The organism is Ralstonia sp. AU12-08, assembly GCF_000442475.1.
Taxonomy (GTDB): Bacteria; Pseudomonadota; Gammaproteobacteria; order Burkholderiales; family Burkholderiaceae; genus Ralstonia; species Ralstonia insidiosa.
The window spans coordinates 33,282-58,029 of the sequence record NZ_ASZV01000011.1 but is presented as its reverse complement, the minus strand read 5'-3'; the positions used below and the strand labels follow the sequence as shown (position 1 = coordinate 58,029).

20 protein-coding genes are annotated in these 24,748 nt (G+C 64.5%); 7 read left to right on the top strand and 13 right to left on the bottom strand.

Translation table 11 applies throughout. The features are described 5' to 3' along the window. Positions 1-19 precede the first annotated feature (19 nt). The 6 genes from C404_RS38275 to C404_RS38250 all read right to left on the bottom strand — a co-directional run bounded on the left by C404_RS38275 (position 20) and on the right by C404_RS38250 (position 7,108). Positions 20-1,252, bottom strand: coding sequence for a TIGR03364 family FAD-dependent oxidoreductase (locus tag C404_RS38275; RefSeq protein ID WP_021194049.1), 1,233 nt, complete (start codon positions 1,250-1,252; stop codon positions 20-22). Further along, entirely contained in the window at positions 1,253-2,269 is a 1,017-nt protein-coding gene (locus C404_RS38270) for a putative 2-aminoethylphosphonate ABC transporter substrate-binding protein (RefSeq protein WP_021194048.1), read from the bottom strand. A 64-nt stretch (positions 2,270-2,333) separates the two neighbouring features. Then, positions 2,334-3,212: a phosphonoacetaldehyde hydrolase gene (gene phnX, locus C404_RS38265; protein ID WP_037011355.1), complete on the bottom strand. Its 879-nt coding sequence runs from the start codon at positions 3,210-3,212 to the stop codon at positions 2,334-2,336. 28 nt (positions 3,213-3,240) lie between these two features. Then, positions 3,241-4,995 carry a putative 2-aminoethylphosphonate ABC transporter permease subunit gene (locus C404_RS38260; protein WP_031329123.1) on the bottom strand — a complete coding sequence of 585 codons (1,755 nt, stop codon included), beginning with the start codon at positions 4,993-4,995 and terminating at the stop codon, positions 3,241-3,243. 7 nt (positions 4,996-5,002) lie between these two features. Continuing rightward, positions 5,003-6,106, bottom strand: coding sequence for a putative 2-aminoethylphosphonate ABC transporter ATP-binding protein (locus C404_RS38255; protein WP_021194045.1), 1,104 nt, complete (start codon positions 6,104-6,106; stop codon positions 5,003-5,005). 129 nt (positions 6,107-6,235) lie between these two features. Further along, a complete protein-coding gene (locus tag C404_RS38250; RefSeq protein WP_021194044.1) occupies positions 6,236-7,108 on the bottom strand; it encodes a LysR family transcriptional regulator in 873 nt (290 codons plus the stop codon). A gap of 309 nt (positions 7,109-7,417) precedes the next feature. Here C404_RS38250 and C404_RS38245 point away from each other — a divergent pair, with 309 nt between their 5' ends. Next, positions 7,418-9,154, top strand: coding sequence for a M30 family zinc metallopeptidase (locus C404_RS38245; RefSeq protein ID WP_374754711.1), 1,737 nt, complete (start codon positions 7,418-7,420; stop codon positions 9,152-9,154). On the opposite strand, the gene C404_RS38240 is transcribed toward C404_RS38245, so the two are convergent. Then, positions 9,151-9,837, bottom strand: a complete 687-nt coding sequence (locus C404_RS38240; RefSeq protein WP_021194042.1) for an aspartate/glutamate racemase family protein — start codon at positions 9,835-9,837, stop codon at positions 9,151-9,153. The genes C404_RS38245 and C404_RS38240 overlap by 4 nt on opposite strands. Before the next feature lie 66 nt (positions 9,838-9,903). After that, entirely contained in the window at positions 9,904-10,203 is a 300-nt protein-coding gene (locus tag C404_RS38235) for a PepSY domain-containing protein (protein WP_031329120.1), read from the bottom strand. A gap of 218 nt (positions 10,204-10,421) precedes the next feature. Here C404_RS38235 and C404_RS38230 point away from each other — a divergent pair, with 218 nt between their 5' ends. The 3 genes from C404_RS38230 (at position 10,422) to C404_RS38220 (ending at position 13,531) form a co-directional block, all read left to right on the top strand. Then, complete coding sequence (locus tag C404_RS38230) at positions 10,422-12,248, top strand: ABC transporter transmembrane domain-containing protein (RefSeq protein WP_021194040.1); 1,827 nt, start codon at positions 10,422-10,424, stop codon at positions 12,246-12,248. Positions 12,249-12,331: 83 nt separating this feature from the next. After that, the gene (gene fdxA / locus C404_RS38225; protein WP_021194039.1) at positions 12,332-12,670 is read left to right on the top strand and encodes a ferredoxin FdxA; all 339 of its coding nucleotides are present in this window, start codon (positions 12,332-12,334) and stop codon (positions 12,668-12,670) included. 33 nt (positions 12,671-12,703) lie between these two features. Beyond that, positions 12,704-13,531, top strand: a complete 828-nt coding sequence (locus tag C404_RS38220) for a crotonase/enoyl-CoA hydratase family protein (protein WP_021194038.1) — start codon at positions 12,704-12,706, stop codon at positions 13,529-13,531. Positions 13,532-13,550: 19 nt separating this feature from the next. Here the strand turns inward: C404_RS38220 and C404_RS38215 are convergent, their stop codons facing one another. Beyond that, positions 13,551-14,087: an Mpo1 family 2-hydroxy fatty acid dioxygenase gene (locus C404_RS38215; protein ID WP_021194037.1), complete on the bottom strand. Its 537-nt coding sequence runs from the start codon at positions 14,085-14,087 to the stop codon at positions 13,551-13,553. Positions 14,088-14,234: 147 nt separating this feature from the next. On the opposite strand from C404_RS38215, the gene C404_RS38210 reads away from it, so the two are divergent. Together C404_RS38210 and fusA are read left to right on the top strand one after the other, a co-directional pair. Beyond that, complete coding sequence (locus C404_RS38210; RefSeq protein WP_021194036.1) at positions 14,235-14,960, top strand: Crp/Fnr family transcriptional regulator; 726 nt, start codon at positions 14,235-14,237, stop codon at positions 14,958-14,960. 124 nt (positions 14,961-15,084) lie between these two features. After that, positions 15,085-17,187 carry an elongation factor G gene (gene fusA / locus C404_RS38205; protein WP_021194035.1) on the top strand — a complete coding sequence of 701 codons (2,103 nt, stop codon included), beginning with the start codon at positions 15,085-15,087 and terminating at the stop codon, positions 17,185-17,187. Between the two features lie 55 nt (positions 17,188-17,242). Here fusA and C404_RS38200 read toward each other — a convergent pair whose 3' ends face one another. Then, positions 17,243-18,148 (bottom strand): LysR family transcriptional regulator, encoded by a 906-nt coding sequence (locus tag C404_RS38200; RefSeq protein ID WP_021194034.1) that lies wholly within the window; start codon positions 18,146-18,148, stop codon positions 17,243-17,245. Positions 18,149-18,301: 153 nt separating this feature from the next. Between C404_RS38200 and C404_RS38195 the strand changes: the two genes are divergently transcribed. Beyond that, on the top strand, positions 18,302-19,135 hold the full coding sequence (locus C404_RS38195) for an aldo/keto reductase (protein ID WP_021194033.1): 834 nt from the start codon (positions 18,302-18,304) through the stop codon (positions 19,133-19,135). 4 nt (positions 19,136-19,139) lie between these two features. Here the strand turns inward: C404_RS38195 and C404_RS38190 are convergent, their stop codons facing one another. The 3 genes from C404_RS38190 to C404_RS38180 all read right to left on the bottom strand — a co-directional run bounded on the left by C404_RS38190 (position 19,140) and on the right by C404_RS38180 (position 24,744). Beyond that, complete coding sequence (locus C404_RS38190; RefSeq protein WP_031329118.1) at positions 19,140-20,324, bottom strand: anion transporter; 1,185 nt, start codon at positions 20,322-20,324, stop codon at positions 19,140-19,142. Positions 20,325-20,485: 161 nt separating this feature from the next. Next, entirely contained in the window at positions 20,486-20,947 is a 462-nt protein-coding gene (locus tag C404_RS38185) for a helix-turn-helix domain-containing protein (protein ID WP_021194031.1), read from the bottom strand. A 560-nt stretch (positions 20,948-21,507) separates the two neighbouring features. Further along, positions 21,508-24,744 (bottom strand): error-prone DNA polymerase, encoded by a 3,237-nt coding sequence (locus C404_RS38180; protein ID WP_031329117.1) that lies wholly within the window; start codon positions 24,742-24,744, stop codon positions 21,508-21,510. Between the last annotated feature and the right edge of the window lie 4 nt (positions 24,745-24,748).

Here is a 24,748-nt window from a genome sequence, read left to right as displayed (position 1 = left end):
TTTTCCAGGCGACTAGGCGTTAGGCCGTGGCCGTTGCAGGCAATGCCGCCGGCGGTGTCCACTGCGGCAATGCCGTGCCATCCACCAGTGCATCGACATGTCGATGCGCCAGCGCGGGCCCCACGCTCATGCCGATACCGCTGTGCATCAGCGCAACGGTGGTGCGGTCATCCACACGGGTGATCGAGAACGCGCCGCCACCCGGCACATGGCACTTGGCGCCGTACACACCTTGCCAGCGCTCCACCACGCGCAGCTTGCTGCCAAAGGTATCGCGCGCCAGGTCCAGCATGATGTTGTCGACCGACTCGGCGTTGAACGGGCGTGCGTCCTGGCTGTAGTCGTGCGAATCGCCAACGATCCAGTCGCCGTACGGCGTTGGGCTCACCAGCAGGTGAATGCCGTGGCGTTGCAGCTCGGGGCGTTGATGCTCAATCTGCATGGCCAGCGCCTGGGCGGTCGGCAGATCGGCAAACGCGCCGTAGTGCGTGCACGACAGGCCCGTCAGCACAGCGTGTTCCAGCTGGAAGCCGTCTTCGGGCGTGACGCGCAGCATCTGTAGGCGGCACACCTGCGGTTGCAGCGCACGCAATTGATCAGCGCACAGTGTCTGGTAGTCATGCCCGCTGCAGACGATCACGCGCTGCGCGTTGCACACGCCTGCCGTCGTATCCAGTCGGCCACCTTCCACATGGCGCACGAGCGTGCCGAAGTGGAAGCGCACGCCCTGTGTGGCAAGCCATGCCGCCAGTGCGGGAATCGCTTCGCGTGAATACAACTGCAAGTCATCAAAACCCTGCAGGGCTGACCGATGACGCGTGAAGCGGCCGCCGTACAGATTGGCCAGATCGGCGCCACGCAGCAGCTTGACGTTGTAATCAAACGCCGATGCACGGGCGGACATGAATTCGTCCAGTACGGCGTCTTCCGCAGCATTGCGGGCAAACAGCAGCACGCCCTTGGCGCGTGCAAAGATGCCAGCCTTGTCAGCCCAGCCGAGATACAGTTCGCGGCTTTCGCGCGCGAGATCGAGCATGATGCCGGGCGGCTGGCCGGTCACCAGCATCTGCCCGAAATTGCGGATGGAGGCACCAACGGCGATCTCGCTGCGCTCGAACACCGTCACGCGCAGGCCGCGTTTGACGGCGGCAGCGGCGTGCGCCAAGCCCAAAATGCCAGCCCCGACGATGGCGACGTCGGTGCTGGCATCCAGGCCCCCTTGAGCAACAGAATTCAGGGGAGCTTCACTCACTTACTTCTTCTCCGACTTGCCGTCGTAGCGCTTGGTCCACTCGGCGAGGATGCGGTCACGGTTGGCGCTGGCCCACGTGAAGTCGTTCTTGATCAGGCGCTTCTCATAGTCGGCCGGCAGCAGCGGGTCCGGCTTGGAGAAGCCCGGCGTGGCCACCACGGCAAAGTTCTTCTCGTACAGCGCCATGGCAACCGGGCTTGCCGAGAAGTCAGCCAGCTTCTTGGCGGCGTCCAGGTTCTTGGTGCCCTTCATGATGCCGGTGGCTTCCACGTCCCAGCCCAGGCCTTCCGACGGCAGCACGATGTCGATCGGTGCGCCTTCCTTCTTCGACTTCACAGCACGGTATTCAAACGCGATACCGATCGGGAATTCACCCGAAGCGGCCATCTTGCAAGGCTTGGAGCCCGAGTGCGTGTACTGGCCGATGTTCTTGTGCAGGGCGTCCATGTAATCCCAGCCCTTCTGCTCGCCCAGCATCTGCAGCCATGCGCTCACGTCCAGGTAGCCCGTGCCCGACGAGGCCGGGTTCGGCATGACGATCTTGCCGGCGTACACCGGCTTGGTCAGGTCAGCCCACGACGTCGGCTTCGGCAGGTGCTGCTTTTCGGCTTCGACCGTGTTGAAGCAGATGGCGGCGCCCCAGGCGTCCATGCCCACCCAGGCCGGCGGGTTGGCCTTGTCGCGGTACGTCGCGCCGATCTTTGCCAGATCAGTCGGTGCGTACGGCGTCAGCATGCCTTCCTTGTCCAGGATGGCCAGGCTCGAGGCGGCCAGGCCCCACACCACGTCAGCGCGCGGGTTGTTCTTCTCGGCCAGCAGCTTGGCGGTGACGACGCCGGTGGAGTCGCGCACCCACTTGATTTCGATGTCCGGATTGGCCTTCTCGAAGGCTTCCTGGTACGCCTTCACTTGGTCAGCTTCCAGCGCCGTGTACACGGTCAGCGTGGTCTTGGCGAAAGCCGACGTGGCAAAGGCCATCGTAGCGGCAACAGCCAGCAGGGAAAGACGTGCGGTCATGGTTTCCTCGGTATGGGGTGATGCAGGGGAAAGGACAACAAACAGGACAACAAACTCAGATGCGTCAAACGCATTGCGGCCGTTCACCGCGCGCGAGGCGGCGGTTGATGTCGGCCACAACTTCGGGCAGATCGGCAATCGTGTCGATCTCGTAATGCGGGCGGCAGGCGGCAAAGCCGGCCGAAATGGCGACGCGGTGGCGCGCACGCTCGTCAGCGGACAGTGCGGCGTACTGCTCGTACGGCAGGCCCAGCGCGTTGCCCGACATCAGCAGCGCCACGGTCCACATGCCGGCACGGCGGCCCTCTTCGATGCCTGGCACGGTGTCGTCGACCTTCACGCAGGCGGCCACATCGCCAATGGCCAGATCCACCACGCAGCGCAGGGCCTGTGCCGGCCACGGGCGGGCACGCGGCACCTCATCGCAGGCGATCACGCAGTCGGGGCTGTAGCCCGCCTTGGCGGCCAGTTCAACCACCCGGTCCATCACCACGCGCGGGTAGCCCGAGCATGTGCCGATCTTCAGGCCAGCTTCGCGCAGCGCGGCGATGGTTTCCAGCGCGCCGGGGATCATGGCCGAATGCGCGCCCACCTTCTCGATCTGCAGCGGCATGAAGCGGTTGTAGATGGCGGTGACATCGTCATCGGTGGGCATGCGGCCGTGGGCGAGCGAGAAGCGCGCGGCAATCGCACCGTCATTGCACAGCGTGCGGATGTGGTCCCACTTGCCCAGGCCCATCGGGCCGCGCGCTTCGTCCAGCGTGATGGCCACGCCGAATTCGCCAAACGCTTCCACGAAGATTTGCGTGGGGGCAAACGAACCGAAATCGACTACGGTGCCGGCCCAGTCGAGCACGGCGGCTTCCAGGCGCAACGGCGTGGCGCCGGGGTTGATACGGTCAGTACCCGCCTGGCGGGCCGTGATTGGGGATGCGTCACCCATGTTCATGTTTCCTTGACTTACAACGAATTCAATGTGAGGTGGTGCGCCAGGCCTGCGTGCGGCGCGTGATGCCGCGCGTGGCAAGTTCCAGCAGCAGCGAGACGACGATCGACGTGACCAGAATCAGTGTGGACATGGCCGCAGCGGGGCCGATGTCGCCGGCGTCGTCCATGTTCAGTACGGCCACGGAGGCCAGCACGGTGTCAGGGCTGTACAGGAAGATCACGGCTGACACGGTGGTCATGGCCGAGACGAACAGGTAGCGCGCGCACGACAGCACGGCAGGCAGACACATCGGCAGCGTCACGCGCCAGTACGTGCGCAGTGCCGATACCTTGAGCGAGGCCGATACCGCTTCAAACACCGGGTCCAGTTGCCCCAGCGAAGCCACGGACGTGAGGTGCGCAGCCGTGGCGCAATGCATGATCGTGCAGAGCACCATCAGCGCCATGCTGCCGTACAGGCCATTGAGCGGATTGGCCGGGTGGTTGAAGAAGAACACGTAGCCCAGGCCGAGCACGAGGCCGGGCACGGCCATCGGCAGCAGCACCGCAAAGCGGATGGCCGGATGCAGCCAGGCGGTGGCGCGGGTGGTGCGCGTCTTCTCGACCAGCCATGCGCCAGTAAAGATGAGTACGGTGCCAAACACGGTGGTGAGCGCGGCCAGCTTCAGGCTGTTGCGATAGGCCAGCCAGCCGCCGCCATCCATGTTGTCGAAGTCGTAGTTGCGCAGCGACAGTTCAAGGTTGTACGGCCAGAGCTTGACGAGTGACGCGCCCACTGCGGTGGCGAGCATCACCAGAATCCAGCCGACCACCAATGCGGTCAGCAGCAGATAGAGGCCATCACGCATGCGATCCGGTTGCGGGTGATACGGCTGGGCGCGGCTGGCCAGCGCGGCGTGCTGGCGACGCTGCACGAGGCGCTCCACGGCAAAGGTGAGCAGCGCAGGCAACAACAGCATCAGGCCGATGACGGCGCCACGCGCAAACTGCTGCTGACCCACCACCGCCTTGTAGGCTTCCACCGCCAGCACCTGGTAGCTGCCGCCCACCACGGTCGGCACACCAAAGTCCGTGGCGACCAGCGTAAACACCAGTGCAAAGGCACCAAACAGGCCATACCGTGCACCCGGCAGCGTGACGGTGCAGAACGTACGCCACGGGCCCGCGCCCATTGCGCGGGCAGCGTCGTACAAGCGGCCATCGGCCAGCGTGAGCGTAGCCAGTAACAGCATCAGCGCATACGGGAAGGTGTAGAACGCCTCGCCCACCACGATGCCCCAGAAGCCGTAGATGTTGCTGCCACCCAGCCAGGCCTTGAACAGCCCCTGGTTGCCGAACAGGTAGACCAGCGCAATACCCGGCAGCAGGGACGGTGCAAACAGCGGCAACATCGCCAGCGTGCGCATCGTGCCGCGCAACGGCATGCGCGTGCGCTGCACGGCGTAGGCAAAGGCAAAGGCCAGCGGCACGACGATGGCGGCCACGCTGCCCGACACGGCCAGGGTGCGCCCCACCATGGCCAGAAAGTTGGGGCCCTGCACGACATGGGCGACCAGCGCCAAGCCGTGCTCATCAGAGCTGCGTGCGCTGGCGACCAGGCCCGTGGCCTGCAGCAGCATCATGGCCGTGGGCAAGAGCAGGCCGAGCGTCAGCAGCAGGAACCACGCCAGCTTCATGCCGGTCAGCACGGGCGCATCAGTACGCCAGAACGACGTGCGCGCGGCTTGTTTCTGTGGGGTGACCGTTACCACGTTGGCCTCGGGCGGGAGCATTGACATCACCACCTCAGGCATAGACGCGCAGGCCATCACGCTCGAGCGCGATCCACAGCTTGCTGTCGCCAAGCGCGCCACGACCGCTGCGTAGCGCATTCGATGCCACTTCGGCCACCAGCGGCGCATTGGCCAGGCCGTCGATGGCCAGCGTCACACGCGTGCGGCTGCCCAGGTAGATCTGGTCGACCACGCGGGCGAGATGTCGGTTGGGCGCATCGTCGTCCGGATGCAGTGTCACGGCCTCGGGGCGGCAGAACAGGCGGCCAGTGCTGTACGCCGTATCGGCAAACGCCGGATCAAGCAGCAGCGGCTGGCCGGCCAGCGTGGGCGTGCCATCTTCGGTGCGTTCCAGCGGCAGCCAGTTGGCCTGACCGACGAACCCGGCAACGAAACCGGTCGCGGGGTGGGTATAGATTTCCGACGGCGAACCCGTCTGTTCGATCCGGCCGTTGGACATGACCGCAATGCGGTCCGCCATCGCCATGGCTTCGTCCTGATCGTGCGTGACCATCAGCGTGGTCACGTTCAGCTTGCGCTGCAGGCGTCGCAGCTCGATGCGCAGGTGTTCGCGCACCTGGGCGTCCAGCGCCGACATCGGCTCGTCCAGCAGCAGCAGTGAGGGCGCGGGCGCCAGCGCGCGGGCCAGTGCCACACGCTGTTGCTGGCCACCCGAGAGCTGCGACGGGTACTTCGCCTCGCTGCCGGCCAGGCCCACCAGCGCGAGCATCTCTGACACCCGCGCCTGCATGCGGGCGCGGTTGCCGTTGTGCGTATCCAGACCGTAGGCAATGTTCTGCGCGACCGTCAGGTTGGGGAACAGCGCGTATGACTGGAAGACGATGCCGTAGTCGCGCTCGCGCGGGGGCAGGTTCGAAATATCGCGGCCACCGGCAACGATCTGGCCGCCGTCCTGTGCTTCCAGCCCGGCAATGATGCGCAGCAACGTCGTCTTGCCACAGCCCGACGGGCCCAGCAGGCAGACGAATTCGCCCTGCGCCACGTCCAGCGAAACGCCGTCAAGCGCGGTGAAGGCGCCAAAGCGACGGGTAACTTGCCGCACGGAAAGGAACGGCGTGGCGTTACCCGGGGTCGGGTCGGAAGCAGGCTGGGGCATTGACGGGGCGGCTGAGGCAGTAGCAAAAACGGTCGCTACTGTAGCTAGCCGACATGTACCCCATGTGGCAGTTACCCCAAAAACGCCAATGCGCGCATTTCCAGATTTGTGTTCAGACGGATGACGAAGTTAAGGACGGGGCGAGCGCACTTCTGCCAGGAAGGCCGCAATCAGCCGCGCCTCGCGCCGGTCTTGCAGGCAGTAGAGGTATTCGCTCAGCTCCGGTGCGCCGCCCTCGAAGGCCAGTACGCGCAAATCCGCGTGGTTGGGCACCTCCTGGCGGGCGATGACGCTCACGCCCAGGTTGCGCATGATGGCCTCGCGGATGGACTCCCGGCTGCCGATTTCCACCGTGGATGCGGCGGTCACGCCGGCCTGGGCCATCATCGTTTCGGTCATCGCACGGGTGGTGGAGCCCACCTCGCGCACCAGCAACCGGCATTGTGACAGTGCCGTGACCGGCACCGCGCCGCTCGTCTGCCCAGCCAGCGGGTGGCTGCGATGGACCACCAGCACCAGCGGGTCGCGGGCCAGCTCAATGCGCAGGAAGCGGGCGTCGTCCACCCGCTGCGACGACGATGCCACGTCCACCCGGTATTCCTGCAGCGCGTCAAGCATCTGCACCGAGTTGCCGGCCTCGATGCTGACGTCGATGCCGGGGTGGCTCTGGCAGAAGCGGTCAACGATGTCGAGGATGTAGTACGGCGCCGTGGCCCCGATACGCAGGTGGCCGGAACCCATGTCGCCGGAGTTGCGCAGGAAGAAGTCGATCTCGGTTTCCTGCCGCACGAGCTGGTCGACCAGCGGCATCAGGCGCACGCCGGCGTCCGACAGCGCCAGCCGGCGCCCACCCCGGTAGAACAACTCGACGCCGTAGGCCTCCTCCAGCGCGCGGATCTGCGATGTCACGGTCGGCTGAGAAAGCCCGAGCTGCTTGGCGGCCAGCGTGATGCTGCCCAGGCGGGCGACCATGAAGAACGATTTGAGCTGCGCGACGAGCATGAATAGGTGATGTGTCCGGCGCCTGGAATGGCGCAATCGGCGGGAAGGCGGCCCATTCTAGCGGACCGCCCCGGCGCAAAAGTGCGGGTCGGCGCTCTCCCCCGTTTTCCGCTTCTACATCCTCGGGCTACGACTTTTTCAACCTTTCCGACCAGGTGCGCATGACGACACCCCCACATCGGGGGGAATTGGGCCTTGCTGACCCGTTATTTCCACGGATCGAATCCGTCACCTCCCCTTGAGAATCCGCCAGCGCGCCGCAGTCACGAGCCGACAGCGCGCCTGAATTCGGATTTTGGAGAGATGATGATGGAAGGCAGCAAGGGCGGTAGCAGTACAAAGCAATGGACCATCGCAGTGATGGTGGCAGCTGCAGGCATGCTGGCGGCCTGCGGTGGTGGCGGAGGCGGCGGCGGTAGCTCAGGGGCCACGCCGGCCGCAACGCCGGCTACCCCGGCCAGCATCAATCTGGCGGCTGCCTGCAGCGGCTCCAACTGCGGCGCATTGGGCAACACCTACGCCGGCTCCGGCGTGGGCGTGTGGCAAGCCACCAATACGGGCGGTTCGGCCGGCACCGTGAATGTATCGATCGCCGGGCTTACGGGCCAAAACGTCACCCTCATCTACACGAACCAGGGGGCGGCCGCACAGCCGATGCCGTCGGTGTCGCTCTCCAATGCGGGTCTGCTTGGCCTGGGCGGTGGCACAACCACCAGCAGCACGCCCACCAATGGCGCCTCCGGCAACCTGACCACGGCGTCCGTCAAGAACGACGCAATGAACGCAGCGTTCGACCGACAGATTTCCGATTTCAACGCGCATGCACTGGACAGCTACGCCACCGGTGCGGGCCCGCTCAAGACGCAAGGCGCTTCCAACGATACGGTCTTGCGTCCGCAGTCGGTTGCCGCCGTTGGCGCGCAACGCACTTGGAATCACCAGCAGCCGGACGGCACCGCCACGGTGCGCACCGCTACGCTGAAGCAGCAAGCAACCGCCACCGATGGCCGCATCGTCAACCTGTGGGTGGAGAACACGGAGTACGGCAGCAGCAAGATCTCCGACAGCATCATCAGCACGCTGATCACCAAGTTCGCCTCGGGCACGCAGTCGGTCTACACGCTGGCCACCTCGATCGTCGGGCAGCCGTGGGGCAGCTACTCCAGCTCCGCCAGCCTGATTGATCCGAACCAGGCGATCGACATCGTGGTGCTGAACATCCAGCCCGACGGCCAGCCTTATGGCCGCGTGGGCTACTTCTGGGCGCGCAACAACTTCACGACCAGCTCGCAGCCGCTGTCGAACCAATCGCTGTCACTCTATGTGGATTCGGAAACGATCTACCTGGGCGGCACCGACGGGCTGAACACGGTCATCTCCACGCTGGGCCACGAGTTCACGCACATGGCCAACTTCTACCAGCGCGGCGTGCTCAACGGCTCGCAGTACATGTACGGCACGTGGCTGGAAGAAATGACGGCGATGACGATGGAAGATGTGCTGTCCAGCCAGATCGACCCGAGCTTCAACAACGTGCGCGACAGCCGTTTTCCGGCTTGGTTGCAAAGTTCCTACAACTGTTCGCTGACGGCGTTCGACCCGTCGCTCTCGTCGTCGTGCCCGGGGTATCCGATCTCGGGCAGCCTGGGTGGCTTCCTGCTGCGCCAGTACGGCGTGCCGTACTACAAGAACCTGCTGCAGAACTTCTCGTCAACGGATTCGGCCACGGTGCTGAGCAGCGCCATCCAGGCCGGTGGCGGCACGGGCCTGGGCGATGCACTCGGCCGTTGGGGCACCGCGGTGGCACTGCTGCCGGTGCCGGGCAGCCCGGCAGGTTTTGCGTATCCGGCGCGTTCGGACACCGGTTTCTCGATCCCTGCCGTCAATGGCCAGAACTACAGCAGCCAGCGCTCGATGCCGAGCTCCGTGCCGGCCACGCTGCAAGGCTTCGGCCAGTTCCCGGTGGCGCGCGGCTTCAAGACTGGTACGTATAGCGAGACGATTACGGTGCCGGCCAATTCGACGGTGTCGATCATCGCGAACTAAGCGCGCGCGGCGGCACCAACTGGTGCCGCCAGTCCCCCTGCGATGCAGGCGCTCAGCCGGCGCATCGCAGCGGAAATCGGCGCAATGATCGGTACGTCGAATCGCTGCGCCAGACGCACGGCGGCCTGCCCCAGCGGCCCGCCGCCGATGATCACGGCCTGCGCGCCATCCTTAAGGCAGGCGCGCACGGCGTCACTCAATGCCTCTTCCAGCGCGCCTGCATCTGCGGTCAGCGCACGCGGCTCACCGGGCGTGAGTTGCGCGCCGGTATAGAGCGCGCCCAGCCCAAGCGCATGCGCCTTGGCATCAATCGCGGCCACCAGATCGGGCGTGACCGTGGCCACGCCAAAGCGGCGTCCGCCTTCCGATGCCTCCAGCATCGACGCCTCGCAGATGCCGACCACCGGTATGGGCCGGCTTGCCTCGCGAACCTGCATCACGCCGGGGTCGCCAAAGGCGCTGATGATCACGCCCGCGTGCGGCACCTGCGTGCTACGCCAGGTGGCCTCCACCTCGGTGGCCGCTGCGGCCAGCTCCACCTCGTTGATGATCATCGACGGCCCATTCGCAGCCGTGGCCCCCACAACCGTATAGCCGGCGGGCGCGTGGTCCTGCGCGATGCGCACCATCATGTCCGTGGTGGCCTGGGACGAATTCGGGTTGATCAGAAGAATGTGGGGCATGCGGATGCGGCGTCAGAACAAGTCTGCGCACAGCGTACCCCACGCGGGCACGCCATCAGCAATGCGCTACTTGTTGATCGCGGCAGACAGAATCCGGCCGCTGCGTGCATCGAGCCGCACATCGAAGATCCGGCCAGCTTTGACTACCGTGACGTCGTAAATCAGGCCCGATGCCGAGCGATCGAGCCCCGCCCGGATCGCCTTGCCATGCAGGTAGTTTTCTGCCGTGTCCACGGCCGATGCAAGCGGCCCATTGGCAAGCGTCGGGCGAATGGCCGGCCCACCCGGGCGGCGGGCGATGAGGACGGCCGCAACGGCCATCAGAACCGCCAGCATAAGGAAGGTGAGTGTGCGACGTCGGCGCATGCCATGTCTTGGAAAACCGGAGAGATCGCAAGACTAGACGGCTGGACTTAGCGAGCGCTGAGAGCGGTTGATCCAAGGGGTGTGATGCGCGCGCATCAAATATCTTCAGCGGTGCAAACGGTGGCTCGGGTATCTCCGGAAGCGCTGCACGCGGGCCAATCACGGGCCCATCCTGGGGCTGAGATAATGGGCGCCTTCTGGATTTGCTGCCGATTCCCATGTCTTCTGCTGCGCCCCTGCCGTCACGTATCAGCCCCCTCTTCGCGCTCATGCCTTTCCTGCGTCCGTATGCGCGGCGCTGGGCGGTGGCATTCCTGGCGCTGGTGATTGCGGCTGTTGCAACGCTGGCGCTGCCGGTGGCCTTCAAGTTTCTGATCGACCGTGGATTCGCCAGCGGCGAGCGATCGCACATCGACCGCTACTTCATCGCCCTGTTCGTCCTTTCACTGGTGCTCGCCGGTGCCACAGCGCTGCGCTTCTATTGCGTCTCGTGGCTGGGCGAGCGCGTAACGGCCGATCTGCGGCGCGCTGTCTACCGGCACATCGTCGGCTTGAGCCCGGAGTTTTTCGAGACGACACAAACGGGCGAGGTGCTGTCGCGGCTCACGACCGACACGACGTTGATCCAGACCGTGGTGGGGACCAGCCTGTCGCTCGGGTTGCGCAACACGCTGCTGACGGTCGGCGGGGTGGTCATGCTGGTCGTGACGAGCCCGGTGCTCTCGGGCTACATCATCGCCACGCTGATCGTGGTGGTTGTGCCCATCGTCATCTTTGGGCGTCGTGTGCGGCGGCTCTCGCGTGACAGCCAGGACAAGGTGGCAAGCGCAAGCGCGCTGGCCGGCGAGGTGCTCAATGCCATGCCGACCGTGCAGTCGTACACGCAGGAAGCGCATGAAGCGAAGCGTTTCAGCGCCGCCGTGGAAACGGCGTTTGACACCGCACTCACGCGCATCCGGGCCCGTGCCCAGTTGACCGCGGTAGTCATCGTCTTTGTATTCGCTGCGATCGTGTTTGTGCTCTGGCTCGGCGCAAAGGCCGTGCTGGCTGGAGAGATGACGGCGGGCCAATTGTCCCAGTTCATCCTCTACGCGGTGTTCACCGCGGGTGCCGTCGGTGCGATTGCGGAAGTGTGGGGAGACCTGCAAAGAGCCGCCGGTGCCACGGAGCGCCTGCTGCAACTGCTGGCAACCCGCTCCCCCATTGCGGAACCGGACACCCCTGTGGCGCTGCCCGCGCATGCCGAGGGCATCCGCTTCGACAATGTCACCTTCCACTATCCGTCGCGTCCGGGTGCCGCTGCGCTCTCCCACTTCACGCTCGATGTTGCGCCCGGGGAGCACGTTGCGCTGGTGGGGCCTTCCGGTGCCGGCAAGACGACGCTGTTTCAACTGCTGCTGCGCTTTTACGAACCACAGTCCGGAAGCATCTTGATCAGCGGTGTGCCAACGCGGCAAGTTTCACTCGCGGCGCTGCGACAAGCCATTGGCGTGGTGCTTCAGGAGTCGGTGATTTTTTCGGGGAGCGTGCTCGACAACATCCGCTATGGCACGCCCGACGCCACGCTCGCGCAGGTTCAGCGCGCCGCCGAGATGGCTGCCGCTGCCGACTTCATCAGCGAACTACCGCAGGGCTACGACACGCAGTTGGGCGAGCGTGGCGTCAGGCTGTCGGGAGGGCAGCGCCAGCGGATCGCCATTGCGCGGGCCATTCTCAAGGACCCGCCCATCCTGCTGCTGGATGAAGCCACCAGCGCACTCGATGCCGCAAGCGAGCGGCTGGTGCAGACCGCCCTGAACAATGCTGCGCAAAATCGCACCACGCTGGTCATCGCGCACCGCCTTGCCACCGTGCAGCAGGCCGACCGGATCGTCGTGCTTGAGCAAGGCCGCATCGTTGCGCAAGGCCGCCATGCTGAGCTTTTGCAGCGTTCGCCGCTTTATGCACGTCTCGCGGCGCTGCAGTTTGGTGGGGCGTCAATGGAGACCGAAGGGCACGGTGCGCCATCCGAACTGACAACAGGAAGTGCCGACAGATCACATTGAAACCCGCACCCGACGCGGTTCGGGTTGATGCTGCATAATTTCGAACGTTTTTTTTGAACGGGTGTTGAACACCCCGCTTTGCTATGCCGTACGTCGTCACCGAATCCTGCATCCAGTGCAAGTACACGGACTGTGTTGCCGTCTGCCCGATGGACTGCTTTCACGCCGGCCCGAACTTCCTGGTGATTGATCCGGATGAATGCATCGACTGCTCGATCTGCGTGCCGGAGTGTCCGGTGGGGGCGATCTATCCCGCCGCCGAGGTGCCGGCCGATCAGCAGGACTTCATTGCACTGAATGCGCAGCTCTCGCGCCGTGCAGATTGGCCGCGCCTGACCCAAGTGCAGGCCCCGCTGGCCGACCACGCCCATTGGGCGCAAGTCAAAGACAAGCGCGAGGCATTGCTCGTCACACCCGAATAAATCCGACGCGCACCTCGCACGGGACATCTCCCCATGACAGAACGCATCCTCCTCAGCATCGACGCCGGCGTCGCCGAAGTCCGGCTCAACCGGCCCGAGAAGATGAACGCCATCGACCCGGCCATGTTCGAGGCCCTGGTCGCAACCGGTGAACGCCTGATGAATGAACCAGACTTGCGCGCCGTGGTGTTGTCCGGCGAAGGTCGCGCGTTCTGCGCCGGGTTGGACATGGGCAGCATGGCAAGCCTCGGTAAGGGCGACAGCGGATCAGACATCGGCGCCGGCCGGTTAGCTCGGCGCACGCATGGATCGGCCAACCTGCCGCAGTACGCCTGCACGGTCTGGCGCGAGCTACCGGTGCCGGTGCTGGCGGCAGTGCATGGCGTTGCTTACGGTGGTGGGCTGCAGATTGCGCTGGGCGCAGACGTCCGCTACGTGCGTGCCGACACGCGCATGTCAATCATGGAAGTCAAATGGGGCCTGGTGCCCGACATGGGCGGCATGGCCCTCACGCGTGGCCTCGTGCGGCCCGACCGGCTGCGCGAGCTGATCTATAGCGGGCGCGTTGTCAACGGTGACGAAGCCTGCGCCCTGGGTCTGGCAACCCACGTGGTCGACGACCCGTACGCGGCTGCCCTGGCGGCAGCGCGAGAAATTGCGAAGAAGAGCCCAGACGCCATCCGTGCAGCCAAGCGCCTGATGCGCGTTGTAGAGGATGGCGATACCGCTGCCATCCTGCTGGCGGAATCGATTGAGCAGGACCGCCTGATCGGCGCGGCTAACCAGCGTGAGGCGGTACTCGCCGGCATGGAAAATCGCGCACCGGCATTCCAGCCGGCCGCGAAGCACTCAAACAGCTAGTTCAACGGAAGCGATGCACTCAGGCGGCGACGGGCTTGCCGCCGAGCGCCGCACGCATGGCGCGCGAACGGCTGACCACCTCGTCACGCAGCGGCGCGCGCAGGCCCATCGCAAAGGCGGTCTCGGCCACCAGAAACAACGGGCCAACCACCAGCCCGACCAAGTCATCGACAAAGGCCGGTTTGCGCCCTTCGTAGTAGTGGCCGACAAACTGGATGATCCAGCCGATCACAAACGCGCCGATGCCCGCTGACAGCCACGCCGCCACGGAATGCCCGGCCACCTGCTGGCCAACCCACACGCACAGGCCGATCAGCACAAACATCACTACGCCAAACGCCACATCCAGGCGCAGGTAGAACACCGTGACGGCTGCCAGCAGGAACAGCGCCGGCGTTACAGCCACACCGCCGGGCAACGCTGCAAACACGGGGCGGGACAGCAGAATCGCCACCGCCAGCACAATGGCCGGGATGCCGACAAAGTGCGTGGCGATATTGCGCCCGTCTTGGTGATAAGCCGCGTAGTTGGAAAGGTGGTCTGACAGGCTGCGCATTGTGGTCTCCGTTTTTGTGCGTTTGCAGCATGGACGCTGCAGTTGCCCCCTCGTTATGATCCTTTCATCTTAGTCAGCAGATGGAACGGCGCTCTGTCACATAGCCGACAAATTCGCCTTGTCCGTTGCCCCTCCACTGCCGGCCCTATGGACCGCTCCGCTCCCCTTCACCCACCCGCAGATGCTGCGTCGTACCGTGAACGCCTGCATGCCAGCAGCTGGTTCGGCGCGCTCGACGTATCGCTACAAGACGCGTTGATTGGCATTGCCGCCGTGCGCCGCTTGGGCGCGGGCGATGTGCTGTTCCGGCGCGGCGATCCACCCGACGGGTTGTATTGCGTGGTGGAGGGCACGATCTGCATCGGCGCCACCAGCGCAGAGGGGCGCGAAGCCCTGTTGGCGGTGCTGGAACCCGTCAACTGGTTTGGCGAAATTGGTGTTTTCGACCGCCAGCCGCGCACCCATGACGCCCGCGCCGACGTCAGTACCACGCTGTTGCACATGCCGCAGGCCGCGCTGATCACCCTGCTGGACAGCACCCCGGCCCTGCTGCACGCCTTCGCCCTGCTGCTCACGCACAAGCTGCGGTTGACCTTCACCGTGCTGGAAGAAACCGCCCTGCTGCCCGCCTCCGTGCGCGTGGCCCGGCGCTTGCTGTTGATGGCCGACGGCTACGGCGACCTGCGTCTGGGCACCCGCCGTGTGCTGCGGGTGCCGCAGGAGCAGCTTGCACAGTTGCTGGCGCTGTCCCGCCAGACCGTCAATCAGGTGCTCAAAGACCTGCAGGCACGCGGGATACTAAAGGTCGCTTACGGCGAGATTGAACTGTTGGACTTCGCCGGATTGCGCGATCTTGCCCGGGGTGAGGGTTGAATCACAGGCCAATGCCCCTACATGCGGTCAGATAGGACCGATCCTATAATGTGTTCCCACTCGCACATTCGCCCTTCGCATGGTGTGGAGGGCGTGAAGCGAGACTTTCTCCAAGAGATCCATCATGCCCCGCCAGACCCCCATCGAGCGCTATCGCAACATCGGCATCTCAGCGCACATCGACGCCGGCAAAACCACCACGACCGAGCGCATCCTGTTCTACACCGGGGTCAATCACAAGATTGGCGAGGTGCATGACGGCGCGGCCACGATGGACTGGATGGAGCAGGAGCAGGAACGCGGCATCACCATCACGTCTGCCGCCACGCACTGCATGTGGAAAGGCATGGCTGGCAACTATCCGGAACACCGCATCAACATCATCGACACCCCGGGCCACGTCGATTTCACCATCGAGGTGGAACGCTCCATGCGGGTGCTGGATGGCGCGTGCATGGTCTACGACTCCGTGGGCGGCGTACAGCCGCAGTCGGAAACCGTATGGCGCCAAGCCAACAAATACAAGGTGCCGCGCATTGCGTTCGTCAACAAGATGGACCGCATCGGCGCAGACTTTTTCCGCGTTGAGCGCCAGATGCGCGAGCGCCTGAAGGGCAATCCGGTGCCGATCCAGATCCCGGTGGGCGCGGAAGACGGTTTCCGCGGCGTGGTCGACCTCGTCAAGATGAAAGAGATCCTGTGGGACGATGCCTCGCAGGGTGTGAAATTCACATACGTCGACATCGACCCGGCGCTACTGCCCATCGCGCAGGAATGGCGCGAGAAGATGGTCGAAGCCGCCGCCGAGGCGAGTGAAGAGCTGCTCAACAAATACCTCGGTGGCGAAGAGCTGACCGAGGAAGAGATCAAGCGAGCCCTGCGCAAACGCACCATCGCCGGCGAAATCCAGCCGATGCTGTGCGGCTCCGCCTTCAAGAACAAGGGCGTGCAGGCGATGCTGGATGCGGTGGTCGACTACCTGCCCTCGCCGGTGGACATTCCCGCCATTGAAGGCCATGGCGAGAAGGACGAACCGCTGGAGCGCCATCCGAGCGACAGCGAGCCGTTCTCCGCGCTCGCCTTCAAGATCATGACCGACCCGTTTGTCGGCCAGCTCGCGTTCTTCCGCGTGTACTCGGGCAAGATCAACTCGGGCGATACGGTCTACAACTCGGTCAAGCAGAAGAAGGAGCGCCTGGGCCGCATCCTGCAGATGCACGCCAACCAGCGCGAAGAGATCAAGGAAGTGCTGGCGGGCGACATTGCCGCCGCCGTGGGGTTGAAGGACGTGACGACTGGCGAGACGCTGTGCGACCCCGAAAACGTCATCGTGCTAGAGCGCATGGAGTTCCCCGAGCCCGTGATCAGCCAGGCCGTGGAGCCGAAGACCAAGGCTGACCAGGAAAAGATGGGCATCGCCCTGAACCGCCTGGCGCAGGAAGACCCATCGTTCCGCGTGAAGACGGACGAGGAATCCGGCCAGACCATCATCTCGGGTATGGGCGAGCTGCACCTGGAAATCCTGGTCGACCGCATGAAGCGCGAGTTTGGCGTGGAAGCGACCGTCGGCAAGCCGCAGGTGGCGTACCGCGAGACCATCAAGAAGGCCGCCGAAGACGTCGAAGGCAAGTTCGTCAAGCAATCGGGCGGTCGCGGCCAGTACGGCCACGCGGTCATCACGCTGGAGCCGAACGAGGGCAAGGGCTACGAGTTCGTCGACGAGATCAAGGGCGGCGTGATCCCGCGTGAGTTCATCCCGGCGGTGGACAAGGGCATCCGCGACACGCTGAACACGGGTGTGCTGGCCGGCTACCCGGTGGTGGATGTGAAGGTGCGCCTGACCTTCGGCTCGTACCACGACGTGGACTCGAACGAAAACGCGTTCCGCATGGCCGGCTCGATGGCCTTCAAAGACGCGATGCGCAAGGCCGGCCCCATCCTGCTCGAGCCGATGATGGCCGTGGAAGTGGAAACGCCCGAAGACTACATGGGCAACGTGATGGGCGACCTCTCGTCACGGCGCGGCATGGTGCAAGGCACGGAAGACATTGCGGGCGGCGGCGGCAAGATCGTCAAGGCCGAGGTGCCGCTGGCCGAAATGTTTGGCTACTCCACCGCGCTGCGTTCGGCTACACAAGGCCGCGCAACGTACACGATGGAGTTCAAGCACTACGCTGAAGCCCCGCGCAATGTGTCCGAAGCGGTGATCTCGGCCAAGAAGGTCTGAGGCTGTTTTGCTTCATCCACTGCGGCCGCCTCGTGCGGCCGCAGTGCTTTGTGGGCTAACCCGTGGGCAGGTTCTCAACGCAAAAATCGATGAACGCATGCACCTTGGCCGGCAGGTGGCGCCGTGATGGGTACAGCGCGTACAACGCAAAGCGCTCGTCCGGCCAGTCAGGAAACAGGTCGACCAGTTGGCCGCTGCGCCGCAGGTCTTCCGTACCCAGCGCCATCACCTGGGCAATGCCCGCCCCCGCCACGCACGCCGCGTGCATCGTGCGTACGTCCGACACCATCAACCGCCCGGCGGGCCGGATCTCGATGCGCTCGTCCTTGCGCCAGAACTCCCACTCGTAGGGGCGCCCCGTCACCGGGTTGTAGAACAGGATGCGCTCGTGTGACGGCACATCGCGCGGGTGCGCGGGTTTTCCGTGACGGGCGATGTAACCCGGCGACGCCACGGTCACGATGCGCGTGTCGATCAATTTGCGCGCCACGAACGAGCCCACCGGCGGTGGCCCGAATCGGATCGCCAGATCAAACCCATCGGCCACCAGATCGCCCACGTCGTCACGCATGATGAGCTCCAGCGACAGATCGGGATGGCGCTCAAGAAAGCCTGCTACTGGCGTCGCCAACGCCATCCGCGAGAAGAACGGATCGACATTCACCCGCAGTCGGCCCTGCACAGCGCCCGCTGCGCCCGAAGCCATGGCAGCGGCCTCGGCGATACCCGTCAGGTGCGGGCTGACTTGCTCGTAGAGGCGTCGGCCCTCATCCGTGAGCGTGAGCGAACGCGTGGTTCGCTCAATCAGGCGCACGCCAATGCGCGCCTCCAGCCGACTGACCGCACGGCTCACCCCGGACGGCGACAACCCCAGCGCATCAGCCGCACGTACGAAGCTGCCGCTTTCTGCCACGGCCGCCAGCAGCGTGATGCCAGAGAACAATTGCCCGTCGAACGTCATGCAAACCCCTTCTGCCCATCGTCATTACGTGAAATTTTTCGCGAATGATTTGCATGTTACGCACTTTATTCAAAGCTGAGTGATCGGCACCATGGCGGCCTGTTCACCCGTTGGTCCCTCAGTTCATCCATCAGGCAACCCAAGGAGCCGCACATGCAGCACGCATTGAAGACGCAAGGTGTTTCTATTCCCCGGCTGGGGCTCGGCACATTCCGCGTGCCCAATGAAGATTGCCAGCCCGTGGTCGAAAGCGCGCTGACGCTTGGCTATCGGCACATCGACACCGCCGCGATGTATGCCAACGAGGCCGCCGTTGGTGCAGCCATCGCTGCCTCGGGTCTGCCACGCGACGAGATCTTCGTCACCACCAAGGTTTGGCATGACCAACTCGCGCCGCAGGCCGTCCCGCAGGCGCTCGAGCACAGCCTCGCCAAGCTGAAGCTGGATTACGTCGATCTGTATCTCGTCCATTGGCCGGCACCGGGCATGGACATGGCGGCCACCATGGAAGCCATGATGGCGCTGCGCGAAAGCGGCCGCGTGCGCGCCATCGGCGTGTGCAATTTCAATCTGCCGATGCTCAAGACCGCCATCGACACCATCGGCGCGCCGCTTGCCTGCGTACAGGTGGAATACCACCCGTTTCTGGATCAGTCGGCGCTGCTGGCTTATCTAGGTGGCAGGGGAATTCCGCTCACTGCCTACGCTCCGCTGGCACAAGGGCGCGTGGCGGAGGATGCCACGCTGCAGGCCATCGGCCGCAAGCATGGCGCATCGGCAGCACAGGTGGCCATTGCATGGCTGATGGATCAGCCCAACGTGATGGCCATCCCCAAGGCCCAGCGGCGCGAAAGCCAGCAAGCCAACCTCGACGCATTGAACCTGCGCCTGGACGACGCAGACCGCGCCGCCATTGCCGCCCTGCCCAAGGGGTTGCGCTACGTGCAGCCAGCCTTCGCGCCGGATTGGGACGCCGTACCGGCCTGACGCATCAACGTAGCAACGTCAGCCACGCGTACACGGCCCCCGCCGCAACCACCAGAAACGGGATCGAGTACGCGTGGAATGCCAGCCAAGCTCGCCGGTCTGCCGCCATCCGCAGCGCGATCAGGTTGGCCAGCGAGCCAATGAGCGTGCCAAACCCGCCCACGCTCACCGCAAAGGCAATCAATGGCCAATCATGCGAATACTCGGCCAGCAGGATCGCGGCCGGCACGTTGCTGATGACCTGCGACACGCCAATGCCGGCCCAGTACAGATGCATCGGATTGGCCAACGCCAATGCATCCAGCGCCTGCCGTACCACGCCAAGCTGAGCCACCAGACGCAGGTCGATGAACATCAGCACGAACACCAGCAGCAGGCCCCAATCGACACGCGCCAACACATAGCGTGCGCCAATAAGGTACAGCACGACCAGTCCGGCCAGCGCTGCAAGCGGATACCCCAGGTCAGTCAGCACCAGAAACGGCACGTATAGCACCAGTGCTGGCAGCAGCAGGCGCTTGTGCACTTCCACAACCCCCGTTTCGGCATGCAGATGGATTTCGTGCGATGGAAACGCCAGCCACGTGGCCACCAGCAGCAGCACAGTCAGCAAGGCGACCATCGGCGCCATCTGCCAGACAAACGCCCCGAAGGACAACCCTGATTGGTGCCATAGGAAGAGGTTTTGCGGATTGCCGATCGGCGTGAGCGCCGAGCCTGCATTGACAGCCAGCGCCTCAAAAATGACCAACCGCGTGACCGGCAACTTCGCCACCTGCCGTAAGCCGACGGTCAGCGGCACGATCACGAACAATGCGACATCGTTGGTCAGCAACGTCGACAACGCCGCCGACGCGCCCACCAGGCTGAGCGCGAGCACGCGTTCGCTGCTGACGGCATCAACCAGACGCACGCCAAGCAATTGCAGCATGCCGCTGGACTCAACCGCCTTGGTCAGGATCAGCAAGCCGGCCAGCGCAGCAATCGTGTGCCAGTCGACCAACGATGGATAGTCGGCCACGCGCTGCGGCGACACGATCGAAAACGCACCGCAGACGAGCAGCAGCAGCCAGAAGAAAACGTCGCGTTTGAGGTGGTGCCAGAACGGCGGGGGATGCTGCGCGGCAGAGGCCGGATGGGGCGCCGGCATGGCTTGTGCCACGCGCGTACGAGACGGACTGCCGTGCATACGAAAAAACGGAAAGGGAAACGTTGGCGCAGATGCGCACAAACCAACCGGGCGCGGTTTGCCCGGCCGATTGTACGTGCAGCAGCCTCAGTCGCTCAACGCAAGCGCGCAGCCGCAGACCGGGCGCGCGGGGCGCACCCGATCAAGGCTTGCCAGCTCGCTTACGACTCGCGCGAGCCGCCCGGACGATCCGAGCCGCCAGACGAACCCGTACCGCCAGCGCTCGGGCGATCGCTCGTGCCGCTGGCGCCACTCGGATGGTAGGCTGCCTGCGGGGTACGCTCCGGACCGCGATACTGGCCTGCCAGGCCGTGACCGCCGGTCGAGCCGCCCATTGAACCGGACTGGCTGGCCTCGGTGCTCGACGAACCACCTTGCAGCGGCTGGGTCGGATGGCTGGCAATCACGCGCTCGATCTCGGCAACCGCCTCGCGCGGGGCCAGCACGACTTCCAGCCCCAGCGCGCCGGCCACGGCCATCAGCGTCGACAGGCGCGGGTCAGCGCGACCGGATTCCGCGCGCAAATACGCTTCGCGGGAGATGCCGGCCATCTTGGCGACGTCTTCCTGTTTGAGCTTGCGCGACTTGCGCAGACTGTGTAACTGCTTGAAGGGCTGTTCCATCTGTTCGCTCCTGCACCTGAGATGGGAAACACCGCCGGGCCGGGGGGACCCGCACGATGGGCTGAAAACAAAGCGAATGTCGGGTGCACTGCACCTTGATTCGCGGTCGTACACATGTGTGCGGGCGGTGTCATCGTTGTATTGCACACCGTTGCACACGCTTTGGGTGGCGGCCTCCGCGATGTGTTTTCTACAGAGTAGACGTAATTTCGACTGCACCCAACATTGACGCGTGATGAAAGCGCATCCCGTCATCTGTGTTTACCGTGACAAGCCCGGTAAGCGGTCGGTTCCCTCGCAGATGCTGTTTTCTTCGCTTGGTGTGTCACATTTGTGACGCCTCATGCGCAAATCCTTGCACTCACACCATGTTTCGTCGATCCGCGCTTGCCCTATCCACCAATTGGAGGGGTCTCGGGTGAGCGCCTGAAATCGGTAACCCCGGCGTCACGGGCGCATCTTGGGAGCGGGCGGCACACGCCTTTCGTCACGCAATTGCCGTGCCGGAAGGTGACTCGGCAGTCAGTTGACGTTGGGGGAATCAACCGGCAGGTGCCGGTTCAGTGGAAATCGCGGCTGGAGGTGGCCAGACGCCCCAGAAGTGGCGTCAGATCAACTAGGTGCTGGGCGACCAAGTGCCGCGTCTCGCGCTCACACTGCCATGTGCCGTAAACGCCCAGGAGTTGGGCGTTCAGCACCTCGCGGCGCTGGCGCTCGATCAGGCGCGGCCAGAGCACGACATTGATCGTGCCGGTCTCGTCTTCAATGGAGACGAAGATCGTGCCCTTGGCCGTGCCCGGCCGCTGCCGCACTGTGACGATGCCGCAAGCCCGCACGAGCTGTCCGTTGCGATACCCCGCCAGCGCGGCGGCGGTAACAAAGCGCATGTCGTCAAGCCGGGGCCGCAGCAAGCTGATGGGGTGACGCTGCAATGACAGACCCAGGCTGCTGTAATCGGCCACCACCTCCTCACCGATGGGCGGGGCGGGCAGCACGAGCGAGGCTTCCACCGGACGCGCTTGGCGCAGTAGCGCATGGTCATGCCCGGGCTCCTGCAGTGCGAGCGTCTGCCACAACGCTTGGCGACGATGGCCAGCCAGCGGCTTGAGCGCGTTGGCGGCGGCGAGCACGTTCAGATCGTGGCGATCCAGCGCCGCGCGATATGCCAGGTCGTCCACGCTGGTGAATGGGGCCTGTGCCCGGGCGGCTTCGATGCGCTGGGCGGCCGGTTGGCGCATGCCACGGATGCGGTTGAAACCGAGGCGGATATCCGGTTGCGCCCTCTCCTCGCCTGCCGCGCCCGGACGTTCGTGCAACGTGCTGTCCCACACGCTGGCCGTCACGTCCACCGGCAGCACGCGTACCCGGCTGCGCCGTGCCTCCTGCACCAACTGTGACGGCGAGTAGAACCCCATCGGCTGACTGTTGAGCAATGCGGCAAAGAACGCTGCTGGCTCATGGCGTTTCAGGTAGCTGCTGACATAGGCCAGCTTGGCGAAACCTGCCGCGTGGCTTTCGGGGAAGCCGTATTCAGCAAAGCCTTCCATCTGACTGCACAGCGCATCTACGAAAGCCGGGTCGTAGTTCCGCTCTTCCACCATCACCTGTTTCAGCCGCACCTGATGCTGCACCAGATTGCCCTTGCGCTTCCAGGCAGCCATGTCGCGTCGCAGGCGGTCAGCCTCGTCGGGCGTGAAATCCGCAGCATCAATGGCGATCTGCATGACCTGCTCCTGGAAAATCGGCACGCCGAGCGTGCGCTTCAACACGCCCTCCACTTCCTTGCCGGGATACGTCACGCAATCGGTGTTGCCGTTGCGCATGGCCTCGCGCCGCTGCAGATATGGATGGACCATGCCGCCCTGGATCGGCCCCGGACGCACGATGGCCACCTGGATCACCAGGTCGTAATACTTGCGCGGGCGCAGACGCGGCAGCATCGATTGCTGTGCGCGCGATTCGATCTGGAACACGCCGATGGTCTCGGCACGGCAGATCATGTCGTAGGTTTTTTCGTCGCCCTCCGGCAGGTCTTGCATGGCGAGCTTGTCAGCCGTCTTGTAATACGCACGACGACCGGGCAGCGCGTCGACCATATCGAGCGTGCGGCGAATGGCCGTCAGCATGCCTAGCGCCAGCACATCCACCTTCAGCAAGCGCAGCGATTCGAGGTCATCCTTGTCCCACTGGATGACGCGGCGGTTCTCCATGGCCGCATTCTCGATCGGCACCAGGCGCGAAAGTTTGTGCTGCGCGATCACGAACCCGCCCACATGCTGCGACAGGTGGCGCGGAAAACCGCGCAACTCGCTCACCAGCTCAGCCCAGCGCTGCACCAGCGGTGATGCGGGGTCCAGCCCCTGCTGACCAGCGCGCTCGGCAAACTCCTTGCGGCTATCCCACCACGCCTGCCCCTTGGCGACCTGCTCGATGATGCCGAGATCGATGCCGAGCGCGCGCCCAACGTCACGCAACGCACTGCGCGTACGGTACGTGATGAGCGATGCGGCCAGCGCGGTGCGTGTCACGCCGTATTTTCCGTAGATGTACTGGATGACCTCTTCGCGGCGCTGATGCTCGAAGTCGACGTCGATGTCCGGTGGCTCGCTGCGTGCGCGGGAAAGGAAACGCGCGAACAACGCATTGCCGCTGTCCGGGTCCACCTCGGTGATCCCCAGGCAGTAGCACACCGCAGAATTGGCCGCCGAGCCACGCCCCTGGCAGAGAATCTTCTCGCTGCGGGCAAATTTCACCACGTCGTAAACGGTCAGGAAGAACGGCTCGTAGCCCAGATCGGCAATCAGATCGAGCTCCATGTCGATCTGCTTGAGCACCTTCTCGGGCGTGCCTTGTGGGTAGCGCCGCTTGGCACCGGCGTGGACCTCGGCGAGCAGGTACTCGGCGGGTGTCATGCCCTCTGGCACGACCTCGCTCGGGTATTCATATTCGATTTCATCGAGCGAGAACTGGCACAAGCCGGCCAGCTCCACACTGCGATGCAGGGCACGCTTGCCACGCTCGCCCTGGTAGAGAAACGCAAGCTGCATCCGCGTGCGCATGGCCTGCTCGGCGCTTGGCGACAGCTCCAATCCACACTCGGCAATCGGCTTGGACAGGCGAATGGCCGTCAGCACATCGTGCAATGGCTTGCGCTGCCGCGTGTGCATCTGCACGCCGCCGGTGGCAACCATGGGCACATCGAGCTGCTCAGAAACTGCTGCCACCGTGCCGCGATGGCGGTCATCCGCATGCCGCAACGGCAACTCCAGCGCAATCGATAGCCGATCGCCAAATACGCCCCGGCACCACAACGCCTGCATGCGTAGTTGTTGCGGATCGGCGTCATAGTCGGGCAGCAGAATTGCCAGGCAGTCAGGCACGCCGCGCAGGTGGGCCAGCTCGCCCTTGGGCGCAGCCAAGTCATCGGCCAGCAGGCGGTATTCCCCTTTGGGCGCCGCCAGCCGCGCGTGTGTGATGACCTCGCTCAGGTTGCCGTAGCCCTCGATGTTCTGCGCCAACAGCACCAACCGCAGCCAGGGCTCGCCCTGTGCATTGTGCACGGTAAAGCGGCTACCGATGATGAGTTTGAAGTCCTGCTCCTTAGCGGCCACGAGCGCACGCGCGGTGCCAGCCACGGAGCATTCGTCGGTCAACGCCAAGGCCTGATAGCCGTATTGCTTGGCGCGCTCCACCAATTCTTTTGGATGCGACGCGCCCGTCAGGAACGTGAAGTTGCTGATGCAATGCAGCTCGGCATAGTCAGGCAGGCCGATGGAGGGCAATGTGCTTGTCGCCATGACA

Coding starts and splice junctions, on each gene's coding strand:
- C404_RS38270 (WP_021194048.1), bottom strand. CDS start 2,269: ATGACCGCACGTCTTTCCCTGCTGGCTGTTGCCGCTACGATGGCCTTT.
- phnX (WP_037011355.1), bottom strand. CDS start 3,212: ATGGGTGACGCATCCCCAATCACGGCCCGCCAGGCGGGTACTGACCGT.
- C404_RS38260 (WP_031329123.1), bottom strand. CDS start 4,995: ATGTCAATGCTCCCGCCCGAGGCCAACGTGGTAACGGTCACCCCACAG.
- C404_RS38255 (WP_021194045.1), bottom strand. CDS start 6,106: ATGCCCCAGCCTGCTTCCGACCCGACCCCGGGTAACGCCACGCCGTTC.
- C404_RS38250 (WP_021194044.1), bottom strand. CDS start 7,108: ATGCTCGTCGCGCAGCTCAAATCGTTCTTCATGGTCGCCCGCCTGGGC.
- C404_RS38245 (WP_374754711.1), top strand. CDS start 7,418: ATGGAAGGCAGCAAGGGCGGTAGCAGTACAAAGCAATGGACCATCGCA.
- C404_RS38240 (WP_021194042.1), bottom strand. CDS start 9,837: ATGCCCCACATTCTTCTGATCAACCCGAATTCGTCCCAGGCCACCACG.
- C404_RS38235 (WP_031329120.1), bottom strand. CDS start 10,203: ATGCGCCGACGTCGCACACTCACCTTCCTTATGCTGGCGGTTCTGATG.
- C404_RS38230 (WP_021194040.1), top strand. CDS start 10,422: ATGTCTTCTGCTGCGCCCCTGCCGTCACGTATCAGCCCCCTCTTCGCG.
- fdxA (WP_021194039.1), top strand. CDS start 12,332: ATGCCGTACGTCGTCACCGAATCCTGCATCCAGTGCAAGTACACGGAC.
- C404_RS38220 (WP_021194038.1), top strand. CDS start 12,704: ATGACAGAACGCATCCTCCTCAGCATCGACGCCGGCGTCGCCGAAGTC.
- C404_RS38215 (WP_021194037.1), bottom strand. CDS start 14,087: ATGCGCAGCCTGTCAGACCACCTTTCCAACTACGCGGCTTATCACCAA.
- C404_RS38210 (WP_021194036.1), top strand. CDS start 14,235: ATGGACCGCTCCGCTCCCCTTCACCCACCCGCAGATGCTGCGTCGTAC.
- fusA (WP_021194035.1), top strand. CDS start 15,085: ATGCCCCGCCAGACCCCCATCGAGCGCTATCGCAACATCGGCATCTCA.
- C404_RS38200 (WP_021194034.1), bottom strand. CDS start 18,148: ATGACGTTCGACGGGCAATTGTTCTCTGGCATCACGCTGCTGGCGGCC.
- C404_RS38195 (WP_021194033.1), top strand. CDS start 18,302: ATGCAGCACGCATTGAAGACGCAAGGTGTTTCTATTCCCCGGCTGGGG.
- C404_RS38190 (WP_031329118.1), bottom strand. CDS start 20,324: ATGCACGGCAGTCCGTCTCGTACGCGCGTGGCACAAGCCATGCCGGCG.
- C404_RS38185 (WP_021194031.1), bottom strand. CDS start 20,947: ATGGAACAGCCCTTCAAGCAGTTACACAGTCTGCGCAAGTCGCGCAAG.
- C404_RS38180 (WP_031329117.1), bottom strand. CDS start 24,744: ATGGCGACAAGCACATTGCCCTCCATCGGCCTGCCTGACTATGCCGAG.